The organism is Gordonia gummivorans, from assembly GCF_022513585.1.
Classification (GTDB): Bacteria; Actinomycetota; Actinomycetes; order Mycobacteriales; family Mycobacteriaceae; genus Gordonia.
This window is the reverse complement of sequence record NZ_JAKWBF010000050.1, coordinates 1-20,392: the sequence shown is the minus strand read 5'-3', so window position 1 is coordinate 20,392 and position 20,392 is coordinate 1. Positions and strand designations below refer to the sequence as shown.

Sequence of the window (20,392 nt, the reverse complement as noted above, 5' to 3'; positions counted from 1 at the left end):
AATGGTACTGCACCTTAACCAGTGTGGGAGAGTAGGACACCGCCGAACACAACTTCATCAAGACCCCGTATTCGATACATTCATATCGAATACGGGGTCTTGTGCTATTGGTCAAACTTCAGAGGGCATAGGGTGACAAACCATGAGTGATCGTGATCGTTCGCGGCCGGAGCCGCGTGGTCGGGGACGGCGGGATCGGGAACGGCCGGCCGGTCCGTCGATTCCGGACGAGGTGACCGCGGCAGATCTCGATGGAGAGGTCCGCCGCGACCTACTGACCCTTGACAAGACGAACGCCGATACCGTCGCACGACATCTCGTCATGGTCACCCAACTCTTGGACGAGGACCCGCTGCTCGCCCTGGAGCACGCTCGCGCAGCCCGTGGCCGGGCGTCGCGCGTCGGTGTGGTTCGCGAGACCGTCGGTATTGCCGCATACAGCGCCGGTGAGTGGCAAGAGGCCATCACCGAGCTGCGGGCCGCGCGGCGGATCACCGGCAACTCGGCGCTTCTGCCACTCATTGCCGACGCCGAGCGCGGTTTGGGCCGGCCGGAGCGAGCCATCGATATTGCCCGTGGCGACGAAGGTCGAGCCTTGACCGGGGACGCGGCGACCGAGATGCGGATCGTCGAGGCCGGCGCACGCATCGACCTCGGTGAACCGGAGAAGGCACTGGTCACCCTGCAGGCCGAGGATCTCCGTCCCGGTCAGACCGGTACCGGGCCGGCGCGTCTGTTCTATGCCTATGCGTCGGCGTTGGCCGCAGCCGGCCGCACCGACGACGCGATCACATGGTTCATGAACGCGTCGGCGGCCGACGTGGACGATGCGACCGACGCGGAGTTCCGACTCACCGAGTTGGCCGAGGGCCCCGACGAGCCGGAGGTCCCCGAAGACTCCGTACCCGAGGAATCCGCGGAGGTGACCACCGCAACCGATGGCGTCGAAGTCGCGGTGGCGTCGACGCAGCCTGCGGACGACGATGCGGAGCCGACGGAGCGCAGTGTGGAGACATCGGCGACTGTGAGTCCATCGAGGTCGCACACGCTTCTCGACGCCTACGACGCACTGCTCCTGGACCTGGACGGTACGGTGTTCGCGGGGCACCAGGCATTGCCGAATGCCGTTGAGTCCCTTGCCCGTACCCAGGTCCCACGCTTCTTCGTGACCAACAATGCCAGTCGACGCCCGCCCGAGGTGGCCGCTCACCTGACCGACCTCGGATTTGAAGCAACACCCGAACTGGTGGTGACGAGCGCCCAGTCCGCGGCGCGACTCCTCTCCGAACACCTGCAGCCTGGCTCCCGGGCCCTCGTCATCGGGACCGACGGACTGGCGCAAGAGGTTCGCGAGGTCGGGATCGGGGTCACTCGGAGCGCCGACGATCGGCCGGCCGCGGTGATTCAGGGACATTCGCCGGATACCGGGTGGGCGCAGCTCTCGGAGGCGGCGCTGGCGATCCGGGCGGGTGCGTTGTGGATCGCCACCAACGTCGACGCGACATTGCCGTCGGAGCGCGGCCTGCTGGTGGGCAACGGGTCCATGGTTGCCGCGCTCAAACATGCGACGGACACTGAGCCATTGGTCGCGGGCAAACCGGCTGCCCCGCTCATGGCCGATGCGATCGCCCGCTCGCGGTCACGCAAACCGCTTGTCGTGGGCGATCGGCTCGACACCGACATCGAGGGCGCCCACGCGGTCGGCCTGCACAGCGCGCTCGTCCTGACCGGGGTCAGTACGGTCTCGGACCTGCTGGTCGCACCACCGGAACAGCGGCCCACCTACGTCCTTGCCGACCTTGCCGGTTTGTTCGAGGACCTCGAAGCGGTACGAGTCGGGCCGCAGCCCGGCTGGGATGTGGCGGTCGAGGGTTCCCGCATCGTGGTGACGCCGGTTTCCCGGGGCGAGCGCAGCGACGGGGGAGTTTCCCGGGGCGAGCGCAGCGACGGGGGAATTTCCGACGACGAGGCATCGGTTGCGTCGCTCGTGCCTGCGCTCGTCGGAGCAGCCTGGGCGGCGATTGACGACGGGACCGCCTCGGGCGACGCGTTGTCGGTGGTGGCCGGTGACGCCGCGACGCAGGATCGCCTAGCGGTGCTCGGCGTCCCGCTGCGCTAGCGTTGACGACGATGAGCGAATTCCCGAGTCCGGCCGCCATGCCGCGTCGGCAGTATGAGGCGAACCCCGGGTCGATGGCCGAGTTGTCCGAGGTGGACACCGACGCCGCGACGCAGGCGGTGCACTCCGAGATCTCCGTGCTGCTCGAGCAGGTCGACACCATCCGCGAATCCGCGGGAGATTCCTTCGACCCGGCCGCTCTCGAACGGCTGACCGCATTGCTGGAACAAGCGCATGAGTCGCTGACGGCGGCGCTCGACGCGGTCGATCGTCGCTGACGCGGACCCAACGATGGCCACCCGAGCACGACTCGACGCCGAACTGGTCCGCCGCGGACTGGCGCGGTCACGCGACCACGCTCGCCAGCTCGTGGAATCCGGCGTGGTCAAGGTTGGCGGAGTGGTAGCCAGCAAGCCCGCCACCAACGTCACCCGCGATACCCCGGTGTTGCTGATCGAAGAACCTGGTGAGGACTGGGCGTCGCGAGGTGCGCACAAATTGATCGGCGCGCTCGATGCATTCGAGCCCGGCGGCCTGCGCGTAACCGGTCGGCGTTGTCTCGACGCGGGCGCCTCCACCGGAGGATTCACCGACGTTCTGCTCCGACGAGGTGCCGCCGAGGTCGTCGCCGTCGATGTCGGCTACGGCCAACTGATCTGGCGTCTGCAGAACGACGACCGGGTGCACGTGCACGACCGGACCAACGTCCGTCATCTCGAGCCCGACGACATCGGCGGGCCGGTCGACGTGGTGGTCGCCGACCTCTCCTTCATTTCGCTCGGCCTGGTTCTGCCCGCCCTCGCGCGGTGTGCAATCCCGGGCGCAGACCTGGTACCGATGGTCAAGCCGCAGTTCGAGGTGGGCAAGGACCGGGTGGGTTCGGGCGGCGTCGTGCGCGACCCCGCGTTGCGTGCCGAAGCCGTGCTCAACGTCGCGCGTCAGGCTGCCGACCTGCAGCTCGTCACCCGGGGCGTCGTCGCCAGTCCGTTGCCCGGCCCGTCGGGGAATGTGGAGTACTTCCTGTGGCTGCATCACCGGCCGGGCGGAGCGTCGGACGAGGGCGATAGGGTCGATCTGCGATCAATGATCGAACGGGCCGTCGCCGACGGTCCGGCCTGACCGCCGAGCCTGCAGCGCAACCGAACGAAGGGGGACCCAGAGTGGCCGACGAGTCGGTGGCCGAACCAACGGCCCCGTCGCTGCGCTCGCCCGAGCAAGCCGGCGGCCGCGAGTTCCTGGTGGTCGCCCACACCGGTCGGGAGATCGTCACGACCACGGTCGATGCCATCGCCCGACATTGCGCCGGAGCCGGCGTCCGACTACGCGTGGTCGATCACGACACCAAGGAGGGCGCGCGCGCCCACTCGTATGCCGACCCGCCGGACCACCTGCCGGGCAAGACCCCGCTGGCCGAGAACCACCCGGTGGACCCGGAGCATCTCCGTCAGATCGGCGCTGCTGTCGATGTCACGACCGCAGATGCGGCCTCGGCCGAGGGCTGCGAGGTCGTCATCGTCCTGGGTGGAGACGGTACGTTCCTCCGAGCGGCAGAATTGGCGTACCCGGCCAACGTCCCGGTGCTGGGAATCAATCTCGGCCGTATCGGGTTCCTCGCCGAAGCAGAGGCAAACCGGGTGGATGCCGTGATGGCCCAACTCATTTCGGGCGACTATCGCGTGGAGCCGAGAATGACGCTCGATGTGGTCGTCACCGACCCGGCCGCGCCCGAATCACCGTCGCGGAGCTGGGCGCTCAACGAGGTGGCCATCCTCAACCGCACCAACAGCGGCGTTCTCGAACTCATCATCGAGGTCGACGGCCGCCCGGTGTCCGCGTTCGGTGCCGACGGCGTCCTCGTGTCGACGCCGACCGGTTCCACGGCATACGCGTTCTCGGCCGGTGGACCGGTGATGTGGCCCGACCTCGAGGCGATTCTCGTGGTGCCGAGCAACGCGCATGCGCTGTTCGCGCGACCGATGGTGACGAGCCCGCGGTCGAGAGTCGCGGTCGAGATCGACAAGGACGGCCGGTCGGCGATCGCGCTGTGCGACGGACGGCGACTGCTGGAGGTCCCGGCCGGCGCGCGCGTCGAGGTCGTGCGCAGTGATCGATCGGTGCTGTGGGTGCGCATCGATTCCGATCCGTTCGCCGATCGTCTGGTCACGAAATTCGCGCTGCCGGTGACCGGCTGGCGGGGGAGGCAGACATAACGGTGCTCGAAGAACTGTCCATCTCGGGCCTCGGTGTCATCGAAGAGGCATCTGCGCGGTTCCATCCGGGTTTCACCGTGCTCACCGGTGAGACCGGTGCGGGCAAGACGATGATCGTCACGAGTCTTCATCTCCTGTCGGGTGCGCGCGCCGACGCGAACCGTGTACGCAGCGGGAGTCCGAAAGCGGTCGTCGAAGGCCGCTTCCGCCTCGCAAGCCGGCAAGGCGTACAACATGATCCACGGGTCGACGAGATCCTGGAGGCGACGGGCGCCGAACTCGACGACGACGACACGGTGATTGCGGTGCGGACCGTAGGCTCCGACGGGCGGTCGCGGGCGCATCTGGGCGGCCGCTCCGTTCCGGTCGGGACGATGGGCCGGCTCACCAATGCCGTGCTGGCGATCCACGGCCAGAACGATCAGCTGCGACTGCTGCGCCCGGAGCACCAGCGGGCGGCTCTCGACGGATTCGCCGGAGCACGGGCCGACAAGGCGCTCACCGCCTACCGGACCGCGCGTTCGGCGTGGGTGGCACTTCTCGACGAGCTCGATGCGCGGCGCGCGAACTACCGCGAGATCGCCCAGGAGGCCGACCGTCTGCGTTTCGGGATCGACGAGATCGCCGCGGTCGATCCGATGCCGGGGGAGGACGACGAGCTCACCGCCACCATCCGGCGACTCACCGACCTCGAGTCGATCCGTGCGGCAGCGGTCACCTCGCACGACCTCGTGGCCGGTGACGGGACCTCGGTCGTGGAGAGCCTCGGGCGCGTGCGCGACATCCTGCAGGACGCGACCGACGAGACCCTGCGTGGACTCGTGGCAAGGGTCAACGAGGCGCTGACCGTGGCCACCGACGTCGGCGCCGAGCTGACCGCGTTCACATCCGATCTGCCCGCCGACGCCGACGAACTCGACAAACTCCTCAACCGCCAGGCCGAACTGAAGGTGCTGGTGCGCAAGTACGCGCCCGACATCGACGGTGTCATCGCCTGGCGCACGCAGGCCGAGGCCCGACTGGCCGAGATCGAGGATCCGCGTAGCTCCATCGACGAACTCGAATCGGCCGCGGCGGCCGCCCGCGCGGACGTCGAGGTGGCGGCCGAGAAACTGCATGGGGTGCGCGCGAAGTCGGCGTCGTCGATGGCGACCAAGGTGTCGACCGAACTGCGTGGCCTCGCCATGGGCGACGCGGCACTCGACGTCGCGGTGAGCCTCGACCCCGCCGCCGCCGACGACCGCCTCGAAATCGACGTGGCGGGAAGTCGAGTGCATGCAGGTTCCGACGGCGCGGATCGCGTCGAGTTCGCGCTTGTCGCACACAAGGGCGCCACACCGTTGCCGATCGCCAAATCGGCATCGGGAGGCGAACTCTCGCGCGTCATGCTCGCGCTCGAGGTCGTGTTGGCCGCGCCCACGTCCGGTTCGGTGATGGTGTTCGACGAGGTCGACGCCGGTGTCGGCGGACGCGCGGCGGTTGAGATCGGCAAGCGGCTGGCAGCGTTGGCGCGCGCGCATCAGGTGATCGTGGTGACGCATCTGCCGCAGGTCGCGGCTTTCGCCGACAACCATCTCGTGATCGGCAAGAGCAGCGGGCGCGGCGCGCACAAGAGCACCGTCCGCACACTCGACCGGGACGATCGAGTGGCCGAATTGGCTCGAATGCTCGCCGGTCTCGGAGAGTCCGACACCGGGCGTGCCCATGCTGAAGAGCTGCTGCAAACGGCGGAGAACGAGCGCTCTTCGAGCTGACCGGGCCGTGCAACTCCTGTTACTCGTGTGACAAAAGTTGTCATTGTTACGGCGCGCCTCCACTGTGACACGGGTGCGAACGTCAATCATGTCCGTCATGAAGATGCCTGCACTGCTCGCTCGAAACACCGAAGAACTGCCTGGCGTCACCGGGATCGCCAGGGTCGACAAGAACACCAAGCGGCTCCTCGATCGGGTGGGGCCGGGAGACATCGTCATCCTCGACGAGGTCGATCTCGATCGGCTGACCGCCGATGCCCTCGTGCAGGCCAACGTGCTCGCCGTGGTCAACGCGTCACAGTCGATCACCGGGCGGTATCCGAACCTGGGACCCGAGGTTCTGGTCGCGTCGGGTGTCGTTTTGCTCGATGACGTGGGACCAGAAGTCTTCAAACGAGTCAAGGACGGCGCCAAGGTGCGCGTCCACGACGACCGCCTCTTCCTCGGTGACCGGCGCCTGGCGCGTGGCGCCGAGCTCGACGAGCGTGAAATCGCCGACATGATGATCGGCGCGAAGTCCGGGCTGGTGGACCACCTGGAGGCGTTCTCCGGCAACACCATCGAGTTCATCCGCAGTGAATCGCCGCTGCTGATCGACGGTGTCGGGGTGCCCGACATCGACGTCGACCTCGCCGGCAAGCACGTGGTGATCGTTGCCGAGGGCCCGGAGCGCGTGGCAGATCTGCGCGCGCTGAAGCCGTTCGTCAAGGAGTACTCGCCGATCATGATCGGCGTGGGTGTCGGCGCAGAGACCCTGATGAAGGCCGGCTATCGCCCGGCTCTCGTGGTCGGCGACCCGGACGAGATGAAGACCCAGACACTCAAGTCTGGTGCACAGATCGTGCTGCCTGCCGATACAGATGGCCATGCGCCCGGTCTGGAACGCATCCAGGATCTCGGAATCGGGGCGACGACTTTCCCCGCGGCCGGCTCCGCGGGTGACCTGGCACTGCTGCTGGCCGACTACCACGGCGCCGATCTGATCGTCACGGTCGGGTACGCCGGGACCCTCGACGACTTCTTCGACCGCTCCCGACGTGAGAGCAATCCGTCGACCTTCCTCACGCGACTGAAGGTCGGACCCAAGTTGGTCGACGCGAAAGCCGTTGCCACGCTGTACCGTAGCCGCGTCTCGGGTGCGGCCATCGCCTGTGTGGTGCTGGCGGCACTGGTGGCCGTGATCGCCGCGGTGATGCTGTCGAGCGCAGGTCCAGAGGTCACCGATTGGATTGTGGCGCAATGGAATGAGCTGGTCGAATGGGCTCGGGGAGTCTGGAACAGGTAGTCGATGATCTCGCTTCGACAGCACGCCATCTCACTGGTCGCCGTCTTTCTGGCGCTGGCGCTGGGACTTTTCCTCGGTTCGGGTTTCGTCGGCGACCGGATGAACTCGGTCACCGGAACCAGCAGAGACCGCATCGGGGATCTGGAGAACCAGCGTGACGACCTCAACGGGCAACTCAACGCCGCCAACAGCTTCGACCAGGCGGTCGCCCCGCGACTGATCGCGAATTCGCTTCGCGGACAATCGGTTGTGGTGGTCACGGCGCCGAATGCCGCCGACGCCGACGTTGCCGCGGTCAAGGAGTCCATCTCCGGGGCGGGCGGCAAGTTCGCCGGCCAGATCGCCCTCACCGATCAGTTCCTCGCCGATCAGCACGCGGAGCAACTGCGGACCATCGTCGACCAGACGATCCCGCCCGGGGCCATGCTGCGGCCCGAACTGACCGACTCCGGTGGCCGTGCCGGCGACCTCGTCGGCTCGCTTGTCCTCGTTCGACCGGGCACGACACCGGCGCGGGCAGCGGACCGTGCGATGGGTCTGCAGGCGCTGCGCGACGGCGGCTTCATCGACTACACGGACAATGCGGTGTCGCAGGCAGATCTCGTGGTGCTCGTCACCGGTGACGAGTTCGGTCGCGACTCGGGCGCGCAGGGTTCGGTGGTTGCGCGGTTCGGCGCTGCGATGACGTCTCGTGGGCAGGGTGGGATCCTCGTCGGACGATCGGGATCGGCGCTCGGCGGTTCGCCGGTCGCCGTCGTCCGGTCGGATCCGGCGCTGGGCAACGCGATGTCGACGGTCGACAACGTGGATCAGCAGACCGGCCGGATCACCGCGATTCTCGCCCTGGCCGCCGATGCCGACGGCCACACCGGTGCGTACGGAACCGGCCCGGGTGCGATCGCCATCACCGTGGGAGCCGACGGCAAACCCGGCGACTGAGCGCGAACTACCTCGATCCGGCGGGTGCGTAGCACGAGAGTCTTCGACGACCTGCGGAGTGGCGGACGGACGATCGGCGTAGTGGTGTTACCCTGGAGTCCCGTAGGTAATCAGGCTTTCCGTGCTTGATTCGGCCGACGGGAGATACGCGTTTGCGACCACTTCGCCATGTGCATGACACCAAACACATCTTCGTCACGGGCGGCGTCGCGTCGTCCTTGGGGAAGGGCCTGACGGCGTCGAGCCTGGGCCAGCTTCTCACCGCGCGCGGTCTGCGGGTGACGATGCAGAAGCTCGACCCCTATCTGAACGTCGATCCGGGCACGATGAACCCTTTCCAGCACGGAGAGGTGTTCGTGACCGAGGACGGTGCCGAGACCGACCTCGACGTCGGGCACTACGAGCGATTCCTCGACCGGAACCTGTCGCAGTCGGCGAATGTCACCACCGGACAGGTGTATTCGGCGGTCATCGCCAAGGAGCGGCGCGGCGAGTATCTCGGTGAGACGGTGCAGGTGATCCCGCACATCACCGACGAACTCAAATCCCGCGTGCTGGCGATGCGCGCCCCGGGCGACGACGGTGAGACCCCCGACGTGGTCATCACCGAGATCGGTGGCACTGTCGGCGACATCGAGTCGCTGCCGTTCATCGAGGCCGCGCGACAGATCCGGCACGACGTCGGACGCGACAACGTCTTCTTCCTGCACGTCTCGCTGGTGCCGTACCTCGCGCCGTCGGGCGAACTGAAGACCAAACCGACACAGCATTCGGTGGCCGCGCTGCGCAACGTCGGTATCCAGCCCGACGCCCTGGTCCTGCGCTGTGACCGCGACGTGCCCGAGGGACTGAAGAAGAAGATCGCGCTCATGTGCGACGTCGACCTCGAGGGTGTGATCTCGACGCCCGACGCACCGTCGATCTACGACATCCCGAAGGTCCTGCACAACGAGCATCTCGACGCCTACGTCGTGCGCAAGTTGGGGCTGCCCTTCCGCGATGTCGACTGGACCGAATGGGGCGACTTGCTGTCGCGAGTGCACGATCCGGGTGAGAGCGTGACCGTCGCACTCGTCGGCAAGTACGTCGACCTCCCCGACGCCTACCTCTCGGTGACCGAGGCGATCCGCGCCGGTGGCTTCGCGTGGCGGGCACGTACCGAGATCCGCTGGGTGCCGTCGGATGACTGCGAGACGCCGGCGGGGGCGCAGGCCGCTCTCGGCGACGTCGACGCGGTGCTCATCCCCGGCGGCTTCGGCATCCGCGGCATCGAGGGCAAGGTCGGCGCGATCGCCTATGCGCGTCGCCGGGGCATTCCGCTTCTCGGACTGTGTCTCGGATTGCAGTGCGTCGTCATCGAGGCGGCACGGTCGGTTGGACTGGACGAGGCGAGTTCGACCGAATTCGACCCCGACACCCCGCATCCGGTGATCTCCACGATGGCCGACCAGGAGGACGCCGTTGCCGGTGACGCCGACCTCGGTGGCACGATGCGCCTCGGCGCTTACCCGGCGAGCCTCAAACCGGGTTCCGTGGTCGCCGAGAGCTACGGCACCCGCGAGGTGTCCGAGCGGCACCGGCACCGCTACGAGGTCAACAACGCCTACCGCGAGAAGATCGCCGGTTCTGGCCTCGTGTTCTCCGGGACGTCGCCCGACGGCCATTTGGTGGAATTCGTCGAGTACCCCAAGTCGGTGCATCCCTTCCTGGTTGCCACGCAGGCGCATCCCGAGTTGAAGAGCCGACCGACCCGACCCCATCCGCTGTTCAAGTCCTTCATCGCAGCTGCGCTCAAGTACAAAGCGGCGGAACGGCTTCCGGTCGACATCGGAAACTACGACCAGCCCGCCGAGGATCCCGCCGACGCCGACGTCGCCGCTGGGGAGGGTCTGGGCGCTTGACGTCAGCTGCCGGGCCCGGGAACCACGACTTCGAGGTGCAGCGCTCGCGCCTGATCTATGACGGTGCGATTCTGGCGCTGCGCGTCGACGACGTCACGATGCCCGGTGGCCGGGTTGCCGAGCGCGAGGTCGTCGAACACTTCGGCGCGGTGGCGGTCGTGGCTCGCGACGAGCATGGTCGGATCGCGATGGTGCGGCAGTATCGGCATCCGATCGGCCGTCGCCTGCTCGAGTTGCCTGCCGGACTGCTGGACCAGGGGGAGGGGGAGTCGGCGCTCGTCGCCGCGCAGCGCGAACTTGCCGAAGAGGTCGATCTCGCCGCGCGGACGTGGCACGTCCTGGTCGACCTCGCGTTGTCGCCCGGATTCACCGACGAGGCGCTGCGCCTGTATCTGGCCGAGGACCTCGAGCATCTCGACGCCGCGCAACGCAGCGACGAGGAAGCCGACATGTCGGTGGAGTGGGTGGCGCTCTCGGACGCGGTCGCGAACGTTCTGTCGGGTGAGATCGTGAACGCGACCAGTGTCGCGGGGATCCTCGCCGTGGCTGCAGCCGACGCGTCCGGCACCCCATTGCGCGCCGTGGAGGCGCCCTGGACGGATGAACCGACGGCCCTACGTCGACGGCGGCGGTCGTGATCACGAATCCGTTTCCGCCGGGGCCCATCTCGGGCCTCGCGCAGCGCTACCTCGATCACCTCACCGTCGAACGCGGTGCCGCCCGCAATACGGTGTCATCGTATCGGCGTGACCTCGAGCGTTACCAGAACTATCTGGCCACCCGCGACATCGCCGACCTCCCGAGCGTTACCGAAGAGGACGTCCGGCAGTTTCTCGTCGAACTGCGGCGCGGTGATCCGACCACCGGCGCCGCGCCGCTCGCAGACAGCTCGATCGCACGAACGCTGGTGGCCACCAGGCGGTTTCACAAATTCGCAGCGGACGAGGGCGCGGTCGGGACCGATGTCGCGCACGCGGTGCGGCCGCCGCGCGCGGCCCGCCGCCTGCCCAAGTCGCTGCCCGTCGACGAGGTGCTGGCGATCCTCGAATCGACCGGTGGTGATCATCCGCGCGCACTTCGCGACCGCGCGTTGTTGGAGCTGCTCTACAGCTGCGGGGCACGGATCTCCGAGGCCATCGCGCTCGACGTCGACGACCTCGACGTGAACGCTCGCGCCGTGTTGCTGCGCGGCAAGGGCGGCAAGGAGCGGGTGGTGCCGGTCGGTGGGCCGGCGGCGGAGGCCATCGACGCCTACCTGGTGCGTGGTCGGCCGGCGCTGGTCTCGCGATCGGAACCCGCGGTGTTCCTCAACGCCCGCGGCGGACGGCTGTCGCGACAGAGCGCCTGGCAGGTCCTGGTGACCGCGGCGGAGCGCGCGGGGCTCGACAAGGCGGTGTCGCCGCACACGCTGCGGCACAGTTTTGCCACCCATCTGCTCGACGGCGGGGCAGATGTTCGCGTCGTGCAAGAACTCCTGGGCCACGCGTCGGTCACCACGACGCAGGTGTACACGCTGGTCACGGTGAACACCATGCGCGAGGTCTACGCGACCGCCCATCCGCGGGCGCGATGAGGGTTTCACGTCCGGTGACAGGGGTGTCACGGCGATGCTCCGACGGTTCGCCACCGCAAACCACTAGGCTGACATTCGCCACGAGGTGCGATCGAGGGAAGAAGGGAGCTACCGGCCAGTGACGAATCCGAGCTCACCACGCCCCGGTGTCCGTCCCGACCATCAATATCGCATCGAGGTTTCGCCAGGCCACGACACCGACGAGACCGAACACGTCAAGGAAGGCGAACTCGGCCCCACCGGTCGCCCGTACCGCGACGTTCCGGAACCGGCTCCGCTCGACCGACACGGTCCCGCCACGGTGATCGCGGTCTGCAACCAGAAGGGTGGCGTGGGAAAGACCACGTCGACCATCAATCTCGGCGCTGCACTGGCCGAGTACGGCAGGCGTGTGCTGCTCGTCGACCTCGACCCGCAGGGTGCGTTGTCCGCGGGGCTCGGCGTGCCCCACCACGATCTCGACCAGACCGTCTACAACCTCCTGGTCCCTCCCCACGCCTCGACCGACGATGTGCTGATGCGGACGCGGGTCGACGGACTCGACCTGCTGCCCAGCAACATCGACCTGTCGGCGGCGGAGATCCAACTCGTCACCGAGGTGGGCCGTGAACAGTCACTCGGACGTGCGCTGCATCCGGTGCTGGACCGCTACGACTTCGTGCTCATCGACTGCCAGCCCTCGCTGGGTCTGCTGACGGTCAATGCGCTGGCCTGCTCCGACACCGTGCTGATCCCGATGGAATGCGAGTACTTCAGTCTTCGAGGTCTGGCGCTGCTGACCGACACCATCGAGAAGGTGCGGGATCGACTCAATCCGCGTCTCGGACTCGGCGGGATCCTGGTCACCATGTTCGACGCACGAACCCTGCATTCACGCGAAGTGATGGCCCGGGTGGTCGAGGTCTTCGGTGACGCGGTGTTCGACACCGTGATCTCGCGCACGGTGCGGTTTCCGGAGACCAGCGTGGCGGGCGAACCAATCACGTCGTGGGCGCCGAAGTCGGCAGGCGCCAAGGCGTACCGCGCACTGGCCCGTGAGGTCATCGCCCGCGACGCGAAGGGCGCATGAGCGCCGACGCTGCCGGTGTCGAATCTGCGAGCCCAGACCCGGAAATCCCAGACCCGGAAATCCCAGACCCGTCGGCAACGGATTCGGCTGGTGCCGAACAAGAATCGGGTGGCACCGGATTTCGCGTCCGCCTGCCCAACTTCGAGGGTCCGTTCGATCTCCTGCTCAACCTGATCAGTCAGCACCGCATGGACGTGACCGAGGTCGCGTTGCACGAGGTGACCGACGACTTCATCGCCTACACCCGCGAGATGGGGCCGGAACTGCCGCTGGAGCAGACCACCGAGTTCCTGGTGGTCGCGGCCACCCTGCTCGATCTCAAGGCTGCCCGGCTGCTTCCGACCGGTGAGGTCGACGACCCGGAGGATCTCGCGCTGCTCGAGGCGCGTGACCTGCTGTTCGCGCGGCTGCTGCAGTACCGCGCGTACAAGCAGGTGGCAGCGCTGTTCGGTGAACTAGAAGCGGCTGCGCTGCAACGCTATCCGCGTGCGGTGTCCCTGGAGCAACAATTCGAGGACCTGCTGCCCGAGGTGACGCTGGGCGTCGACGCGCATGGCTTCGTCGAAGTCGCGGCGTCGGCGATGACGCCCCGGCCGGTGCCGACCGTCGGACTCGACCACCTCCACGACATGCACAAGGTATCGGTGCCGGCACAGGCGAAGCGGATGGCGGAACTGCTGGCCGCCGCTGCCGACGGGGGTCTGACCTTCCGCGAGTTGGTCGCCGACTGCGAGAACGGATTAGAGGTGGTGGGCAGCTTCCTTGGGCTCCTGGAGCTGTATCGCGAACGCGCCGTCACCTTCGATCAGCCCGAGGCGCTGGGGGATCTGCGGGTGTTGTGGACCGGCGATCGGGACGCCGAAGACATGAGTATGGACAAGGCAGAGGACTACGGATGACCGACGACAACCCGACAGTCTCCGAGGAGAATGCGGCCGCGAATCCGGTTACGGCCGACGACGGGCTCTTCGAGAACCCCGCGCCTGATGAATCACGTCTCGACGACAGCTCCCTGCGTGCTGCGTTGGAGGCGGTGCTGTTGGTGGTGGACACCCCGGCGACCACCGACGAACTGGCCAGCGCGGTGGATTCCGACGTACCGCGGGTGCGCGAGATGCTCAATCAGATGTCGGCGGACCTGACATCGGCGGGCAGCGGGATCGACCTCCGCTTCGCCGGCGACGGGTGGCGGTTCTACACACGCGCCGACTATGCGCCGTACGTGGAACGACTGTTGCTCGACGGTGCCCGGTCGAAGTTGACCCGGGCAGCGTTGGAGACCCTGGCGGTGATCGCCTATCGGCAGCCCGTCAGTCGAGCCCGGGTGTCGGCGATCCGCGGTGTCAACGTCGACGGTGTGATCCGCACGCTGGTGGCGCGCGGACTCATCAACGAGGTCGGTACCGACCCACAGACCACGGCCACCACCTACGGCACCACCGAGTTGTTCTTGGAGCGGCTGGGGCTCGCGTCGCTGGGCGAACTGCCGGATCTGGCGCCTCTGCTGCCCGACGTCGACCTCATCGACGACCTCGACGAGGAACTGCTGACGGACCCGCGATTCGCCAAACTGGGTCGTCAGGGGTCAGACTCGAAGGAAGAACCAACCACCGACCCTCAGGATTGAGACATGGCAACCGCTGGCCGAGACGGCGCACCGGGACCCCGCAAACGGCCCCGTACTGACAAAAACCGTTCAGAGAAGAATCGCACCGAGAAGAACCGGGCCGAGAAGGCCGGTACCTCGAAGACGCCCAAGAAGACGCACCGCAAGGGGCAACCGCGCAGGTCGGCCACGCCGGACGTCGAGACCGGGCGGGTTCGCCTGAACAACGCCCGCCCGGCGCGCCATCAGGGCCCGGCGGATGCCGAGGAGTCCGGCGCCACCTATGTGGCCGACGGTGTGCGTCTGCAGAAGGTGCTCGCTCAGGCGGGTGTGGCCTCCCGACGCGGCGCCGAGGAGATGATCGCCGCCGGACGCGTCGAGGTCGACGGCGAGGTCGTGACCGAGCAGGGCCTGCGTATCGATCCGGACACCGCGATCATCCGCGTCGACGGCGCACGGGTGATCATGGACGAGACCCGGCAGTATCTGGCTCTCAACAAGCCCAAGGGCTGGCAGTCGACCATGTCCGACGATCAGGGCCGGCCCTGCGTCGGCGACATCGTTGCGGAGCGTGTGATGGCCGGGCAGCGCCTGTTCCACGTCGGACGCCTCGACGCCGACACCGAGGGTCTGCTGCTGCTGACCAACGACGGCGAACTCGCCCACCGATTGATGCACCCGTCCTACGAGGTGCCCAAGACCTATCTGGCGACGGTGAAGGGGGAGGTGCCCCGGTCGATCGCCCGCACGCTGCGCGAGGGCGTCGAACTCGACGACGGCCCGGTCGCCGCGGACAAGGTGACCGTGATGGATGTGCACGAGGGGCAGTCGCTGCTGCGAATCACCCTGCACGAGGGGCGAAATCGAGTGGTGCGGCGTCTGATGGACGCGGTCGGGTTCCCGGTTGTCGGGTTGGTCCGCACACATGTGGGTTCGGTCGCTCTCGGCGAGCAGCGCCCGGGCAGCCTGCGTGTGCTCGGCCGCGACGAGGTCGGGGCGCTGTACAAGGCGGTCGGATTGTGAGCGGACGTCCCGGTGTGATCGCGATCGACGGTCCGGCCGGAACGGGTAAGTCCACCGTGTCCAAGATTCTCGCCGAACAGGTCGGCGCACAGTATCTCGACACCGGTGCGATGTACCGGGCAGCCACGCTGGCGGTACTGGAAGCCGATGTGCCGCTAGATGATTCACGCGGTATCGAGGCGGCGGTCGCCGACGCGATGATCGAGTTGATCCCGATCGGCGACGGTCGCTCGCGGGTGTACTTGAATGGTGTCGACGTGTCCGGGCCGATCCGCACCGACGAGGTCACCAACGCGGTGTCCGCGGTGTCGGCGGTTCCGGCGGTGCGCTCCAAACTCGTTGCGCTGCAACGACAGCATTCCGAAGATGCCTTTGTCGTGGTGGAAGGGCGAGACATCGGGACGGTGGTCTTCCCCGACGCCGAGGTGAAGATCTTCCTGACCGCGACGCCCGAGGCGCGCGCGCAGCGTCGGCATGCGCAGAACCTGGCGGCGGGCCGCGACAGCGACTACGACACGGTCCTGGCCAGCGTGAACCGCCGCGACCATCTCGACTCCACCCGTACGGTGTCGCCGCTGCGGGCGGCCGACGACGCCGTGGTGGTCGACACCAGCGAGCTGTCCATCGACGAGGTGCTCGCCGCGCTGCAAGCACTGGTGCACGACCGGATCGGAGTTCAACGGTGACCGACAATCTGGACGGCGACCTCGCCCCATTGCCCGGCGACGGGATCTGGTCCGACGAATCCGACTGGCAACTGTCGGATTTCGGTGGCGAGGACGGTGCAGGCGAGGTCGAGCACATGCCGGTGCTGGCGATCGTCGGGCGGCCCAATGTGGGCAAGTCGACCCTCGTCAACCGCATCCTCGGCCGACGCGAGGCCGTCGTGGAGGACATCCCCGGTGTCACCCGGGACCGGGTGTCGTACTCGGCGAGCTGGTCGGGCCGGCGGTTCACCGTCGTCGACACCGGCGGGTGGGAACCGGACGCCAAGGGCCTTCAGCAGGCTGTGGCCACTCAAGCCGAACTCGCGATGCGCACGGCCGACGCGATCGTGCTCGTCGTCGACGCGACTGTCGGGGCCACCGCGACCGACGAGGCCGTCGCGCGGGTGCTGCGTCGCTCGAAGACGCCGGTCATCCTGGCCGCCAACAAGGTCGACAGCGAACGTCTCGAGGCCGAGGCGGCGTCGTTGTGGTCGTTGGGTCTGGGGGAGCCGTATCCGGTGTCCGCGGCGCATGGTCGCGGCGCGGGCGACCTGCTCGACATCGTGCTCGACAGACTGCCCGAGACGCCTCGTGAGGGCCCCACGTTCGGCGGGCCGCGTCGCGTCGCACTGGTCGGGAAGCCGAATGTCGGAAAGAGTTCGCTGCTGAACAAGCTGGCCGGCGTGGAGCGCTCCGTCGTCGACAACGTCGCCGGCACCACCGTCGACCCGGTCGACGAACTCGTCGAACTCGGTGGCAAGACATGGCAATTCGTCGACACCGCCGGGCTGCGTCGCAAGGTCCGCACCGCCAGTGGACATGAGTACTACGCGTCCCTGCGGACCCGGGCTGCGCTGGACGCCGCCGAGGTGGCGATCCTGCTGATCGATGCCTCGGAGCCGATCACCGAACAGGATCTGCGGGTGCTCACGATGATCATCGAGAGCGGCCGGGCGCTGGTGATCGCGTTTAACAAGTGGGATCTGGTCGACGAGGATCGCCGATACCAGCTCGATCGGGAGATCGACCGCGAACTCGCGCGGGTGCCGTGGGCGCGCCGGGTCAACATCTCCGCGATGACCGGCCGGGCCGTGCAGAAGCTCGTGCCTGCCCTGGAATCGGCCTTGGAGTCGTGGGACAAGCGCGTCTCGACCGGACCGCTGAACAACTGGCTCAAGGACGTCATCGCCGCGAACCCGCCGCCGCTGCGCGGTGGCCGCCAACCGCGCGTGATGTTTGCGACCCAGGCCGCTGTGCGACCCCCGACGTTCGTGCTGTTCACCACCGGCTTCCTCGAGGCCGGCTACCGGCGCTTCCTCGAACGCCGACTCCGCGAGGAGTTCAACTTCGACGGCTCACCCGTGCGTGTCAACGTGCGCGTGCGAGACAAACGGGATCGTCGCAAGCGCTGACGAGGTGCTCGTGCCCCACCCGCTCCCTGAGGTGCTCGTGCCCCACCCGCTCCCTGAGGTGCTCGGGCCCCACCCGCTCCCTGAGGTGCTCGGGCCCCACCCGCTCCCTGAGGTGCGAGGAGCGCTAGCGACGAGCCTCGAAGGGCCTGGTGAGACGACATTGTCATCTCGCGAAGCCATCGGGGCGGTATTCGTTTGCAGGACACACGACGACCCGGCACCATGGCGAGCATGTCCGACGATCGTGAGGGGGTTGCCGGCATGTTCGCCGGCTCCTTGTGACCCACCCGCCCCGCAGGCGCGAGCGACGCACAATGTGCGTCCCGCGCCCGCTTCGCGTACCCCACACACCTTCGTCACAGGAGTTCCTTCATGCATGCCCTCACCGAGTCACAGATCCGGAAGTCGTTCGTCAACACCACGCTGCGCGAACGCAATTCACTCACACTGCCACCGTCGTTCGCCGAACTCGACTGGGATCAACTCGACTTCCTGGCCTGGCGCGACCCCAAGCTCCCGCTGATCGGCTACCTGGTGGTGCCGATCGACGACACGCTGGTCGGAATCCTGCTGCGCCAAGGTCAACGACAACCCCGCACCCGGCCTCAGTGTTCGTTCTGCGAGGACGTCCAACTGCCCAACGAGGTCGCCTTCTTCAGCGCCAAGCGGGCCGGTGCCGCGGGACGAAAGGGCGACACGGTCGGTACGTTGCTCTGCTCGGGGTTCGAGTGCAACGCCAACGTCCGGGTCCGGGCGTCGGCGATCTTCGCCGGCGACGATCCGGAGGCCGTGCGGCAGCAAAGAATCGAGAGGCTGCGCGCGCACGCACGCGGATTCGCCGGGCGGATTCTGGGCTGAACGCGACTCCTATATGCTCTGCGGGTGCTCATTTTGGCAATCATCGTCTTCGGCATGGTCATCGGCGCTCTGGCGCAGCTCATCATCGGCGGCAAGAACATGTGGAACATCGACTGGGGCCTCGCGATCGTGGCCGGCCTGGTCGGCTCCTTCATCGGCGGCTTGCTGATCAGCCTGCTCACCGGACACGGACTCGAATTCCACCCGAGCGGCATCATCGGCTCGCTCGTCGGCGCGCTGATCGTCACGGGTGGCTGGATCTGGTACAAGAAGCGGTCGTCGACACCGGCCGAGTGATCTCGGGCCGACCGTCTGACCAGGCGATTGGTTCGTAGACCTGGTCGTCGGCTAGGCTCTTGAACGCCCCTTTCGGGGCAACGGGCTGTGGCGCAGTTTGGTAGCGCACTTGACTGGGGGTCAAGTGGTCGCAGGTTCAAATCCTGTCAGCCCGACAAATAAAGCCAGGTCAGAGGTGAAACCTCCGGCCTGGCTTTCTTCGTTGCTAGGTCAGTGAGCCAGCCGGTGGAAGGCGGCTGGGAACACAAGACCATCACATACTCGATACTCTGCACCGAACAGTTGTTTCAGGAGGGGGCGCGGTGCCGAATAGGGCAATCAAGTGGTGCGGGCTGTTCCTTGCGGTTGTCTCACCCGTGATAACTATCGGCTCGCTGATCATGGGTGAGTGGTGGACCGCCGCGATTTTCGCGTCCTTGTCCGTCTACGGTGTGCGCGAGGTGCGCAACGAACGTAGACGCGGCCAGGTGACGGCGGCGTGGCCGCCGGAACGGGTTGAGTCTGTTGTCGGTGGGATCGATGACCCGGTGAAAGCGGCACGGAAACTACGCGAGGCGGACCCACAGTTGGGCTTGTCGAGTTCGCTGGATCTCGCGACCAATAGGCGGTCCCGCGGTCTTACCCGTTTGCCGCGGCCACCTCGGCGTGAACCTGCTCCATGTCGAGTCCACGTACCGCGGCGATGAGCTCGTCGAGTTGCGCGGCGGGCAGCGCGCCGGGCTGATTGAAGACCATCACACCCTCGCGGAACGCCATCAGGGTCGGGATCGACCGGATGCCGAAACCGGCGGCGAGTTGCTGCTCCGCTTCGGTGTCGATCTTGCCGAACACGATGTCGGTGTTGGCTTCGGCGGCCTTCTCGAAGACGGGAGCGAACATCCGGCACGGCCCGCACCAACCGGCCCAGAAGTCAAGCAGCACGATGCCGCCGCCGTCGATGGTCTGTTGCAGGTTGTCGATGGTGATCTCGCGTGTGGTCATACCTGCTGCAACCCATACCCCAGTGGGCATATTCCGCCGTGCTGCCGGCGCGATGTGTCGTCCGTTCGGGTGGATCCCAATTCCGCTGGAGCGCCGGAATCCGGATCGAGATCGGTACGTGGTACTGATACTCCGGTGTCGGGAAGGCCCGATTCGCCGAGATCGGTTATCTCAGACGAACGTTGACAGGTGGAGCCTATGAGGAAGCTTGCGACCGCGGTTGCGGTTCTGTGTCTGGCGGCGAGCGTCGCCCTCGCCGGCTGCTCGAGTTCGGATGGCACCGACGACGCGTCGTCTGGTTCCAGCGCCGTGTCGACGTCGGTCGCGACTACCTCGACGACAACAGCCACCACCACGGCCGTGCCGCTCGTACCGGCCGGCGATGTCGATGTGCAGGGATTCCTCGGGTTCGACGGAAAAGCCCGGTGCCGTGGCACCGATCATGCCGAGATGTACATGCGGACCGCGGAGTCGGCGCTCGTGGTGTGCCGGAGTGAGATCAACCGCCTCTACTACCGCGGGTACCGGATCGTCGACGGTGCCAACATCGAACTCTACGAGGTGTACCCACAAGGCTCGGGGTTCGTCGCCGTCAACTCTGCCGACAACGCCCGATACATGATCGCCGGCAACGGATTCCAGGTCATCCAGAACGGCA

The 20,392-nt window shown here is 67.1% G+C and carries 19 protein-coding genes, 1 tRNA gene and 1 pseudogene; 20 read left to right on the top strand and 1 reads right to left on the bottom strand.

What is annotated here, in order from left to right; all coding sequences use genetic code 11:
- Positions 1 to 142 precede the first annotated feature (142 nt).
- The 19 genes from MKW15_RS23500 (at position 143) to MKW15_RS23410 (ending at position 18,908) form a co-directional block, all read left to right on the top strand.
- Positions 143 to 2,119 (top strand): HAD-IIA family hydrolase, encoded by a 1,977-nt coding sequence (locus MKW15_RS23500; RefSeq protein WP_240862685.1) that lies wholly within the window; start codon positions 143 to 145, stop codon positions 2,117 to 2,119.
- A gap of 11 nt (positions 2,120 to 2,130) precedes the next feature.
- Positions 2,131 to 2,397, top strand: a complete 267-nt coding sequence (locus MKW15_RS23495) for a hypothetical protein (RefSeq protein ID WP_240862683.1) — start codon at positions 2,131 to 2,133, stop codon at positions 2,395 to 2,397.
- 13 nt (positions 2,398 to 2,410) lie between these two features.
- Complete coding sequence (locus tag MKW15_RS23490; protein WP_240862681.1) at positions 2,411 to 3,238, top strand: TlyA family RNA methyltransferase; 828 nt, start codon at positions 2,411 to 2,413, stop codon at positions 3,236 to 3,238.
- Between the two features lie 41 nt (positions 3,239 to 3,279).
- Positions 3,280 to 4,329, top strand: coding sequence for an NAD kinase (locus MKW15_RS23485; RefSeq protein ID WP_240862679.1), 1,050 nt, complete (start codon positions 3,280 to 3,282; stop codon positions 4,327 to 4,329).
- A 2-nt stretch (positions 4,330 to 4,331) separates the two neighbouring features.
- Complete coding sequence (gene recN / locus MKW15_RS23480) at positions 4,332 to 6,083, top strand: DNA repair protein RecN (RefSeq protein ID WP_240862677.1); 1,752 nt, start codon at positions 4,332 to 4,334, stop codon at positions 6,081 to 6,083.
- 97 nt (positions 6,084 to 6,180) lie between these two features.
- Positions 6,181 to 7,368, top strand: coding sequence for a putative cytokinetic ring protein SteA (gene steA, locus MKW15_RS23475; protein ID WP_240862675.1), 1,188 nt, complete (start codon positions 6,181 to 6,183; stop codon positions 7,366 to 7,368).
- Between the two features lie 3 nt (positions 7,369 to 7,371).
- Positions 7,372 to 8,307 (top strand): copper transporter, encoded by a 936-nt coding sequence (locus tag MKW15_RS23470; RefSeq protein WP_240862673.1) that lies wholly within the window; start codon positions 7,372 to 7,374, stop codon positions 8,305 to 8,307.
- A 152-nt stretch (positions 8,308 to 8,459) separates the two neighbouring features.
- Positions 8,460 to 10,208: a CTP synthase gene (locus MKW15_RS23465; protein WP_240862671.1), complete on the top strand. Its 1,749-nt coding sequence runs from the start codon at positions 8,460 to 8,462 to the stop codon at positions 10,206 to 10,208.
- Positions 10,205 to 10,846 (top strand): NUDIX domain-containing protein, encoded by a 642-nt coding sequence (locus MKW15_RS23460; RefSeq protein WP_240862670.1) that lies wholly within the window; start codon positions 10,205 to 10,207, stop codon positions 10,844 to 10,846. Before MKW15_RS23465 ends, MKW15_RS23460 begins: the two co-directional genes overlap by 4 nt.
- Positions 10,843 to 11,781, top strand: a complete 939-nt coding sequence (gene xerD, locus MKW15_RS23455) for a site-specific tyrosine recombinase XerD (RefSeq protein ID WP_240862667.1) — start codon at positions 10,843 to 10,845, stop codon at positions 11,779 to 11,781. Before MKW15_RS23460 ends, xerD begins: the two co-directional genes overlap by 4 nt.
- Positions 11,782 to 11,899: 118 nt before the next feature.
- Positions 11,900 to 12,850 carry a ParA family protein gene (locus MKW15_RS23450; RefSeq protein ID WP_240862666.1) on the top strand — a complete coding sequence of 317 codons (951 nt, stop codon included), beginning with the start codon at positions 11,900 to 11,902 and terminating at the stop codon, positions 12,848 to 12,850.
- The gene (locus tag MKW15_RS23445) at positions 12,847 to 13,749 is read left to right on the top strand and encodes a segregation and condensation protein A (protein ID WP_240862664.1); all 903 of its coding nucleotides are present in this window, start codon (positions 12,847 to 12,849) and stop codon (positions 13,747 to 13,749) included. Before MKW15_RS23450 ends, MKW15_RS23445 begins: the two co-directional genes overlap by 4 nt.
- Complete coding sequence (scpB, locus tag MKW15_RS23440; protein WP_240862662.1) at positions 13,746 to 14,477, top strand: SMC-Scp complex subunit ScpB; 732 nt, start codon at positions 13,746 to 13,748, stop codon at positions 14,475 to 14,477. The genes MKW15_RS23445 and scpB overlap by 4 nt, the downstream gene beginning before the upstream one ends.
- Before the next feature lie 3 nt (positions 14,478 to 14,480).
- Positions 14,481 to 15,479 carry a pseudouridine synthase gene (locus tag MKW15_RS23435; protein WP_240862661.1) on the top strand — a complete coding sequence of 333 codons (999 nt, stop codon included), beginning with the start codon at positions 14,481 to 14,483 and terminating at the stop codon, positions 15,477 to 15,479.
- Positions 15,476 to 16,165, top strand: coding sequence for a (d)CMP kinase (gene cmk, locus MKW15_RS23430; RefSeq protein WP_240862659.1), 690 nt, complete (start codon positions 15,476 to 15,478; stop codon positions 16,163 to 16,165). The genes MKW15_RS23435 and cmk overlap by 4 nt, the downstream gene beginning before the upstream one ends.
- The gene (gene der, locus MKW15_RS23425; protein ID WP_240862657.1) at positions 16,162 to 17,598 is read left to right on the top strand and encodes a ribosome biogenesis GTPase Der; all 1,437 of its coding nucleotides are present in this window, start codon (positions 16,162 to 16,164) and stop codon (positions 17,596 to 17,598) included. The genes cmk and der overlap by 4 nt, the downstream gene beginning before the upstream one ends.
- A gap of 372 nt (positions 17,599 to 17,970) precedes the next feature.
- On the top strand, positions 17,971 to 18,456 hold the full coding sequence (locus MKW15_RS23420) for an FBP domain-containing protein (protein WP_240862655.1): 486 nt from the start codon (positions 17,971 to 17,973) through the stop codon (positions 18,454 to 18,456).
- Between the two features lie 24 nt (positions 18,457 to 18,480).
- The gene (locus MKW15_RS23415; protein ID WP_240862653.1) at positions 18,481 to 18,753 is read left to right on the top strand and encodes a GlsB/YeaQ/YmgE family stress response membrane protein; all 273 of its coding nucleotides are present in this window, start codon (positions 18,481 to 18,483) and stop codon (positions 18,751 to 18,753) included.
- A gap of 81 nt (positions 18,754 to 18,834) precedes the next feature.
- Positions 18,835 to 18,908 (top strand) — tRNA-Pro (locus tag MKW15_RS23410).
- 463 nt (positions 18,909 to 19,371) lie between these two features.
- On the opposite strand, the gene trxA is transcribed toward MKW15_RS23410, so the two are convergent.
- Positions 19,372 to 19,734 carry a thioredoxin gene (gene trxA / locus MKW15_RS23405; protein WP_240862651.1) on the bottom strand — a complete coding sequence of 121 codons (363 nt, stop codon included), beginning with the start codon at positions 19,732 to 19,734 and terminating at the stop codon, positions 19,372 to 19,374.
- Between the two features lie 198 nt (positions 19,735 to 19,932).
- Between trxA and MKW15_RS23400 the strand changes: the two are divergent.
- Positions 19,933 to 20,392, top strand: a pseudogene (locus MKW15_RS23400) (hypothetical protein); the annotation flags it as partial.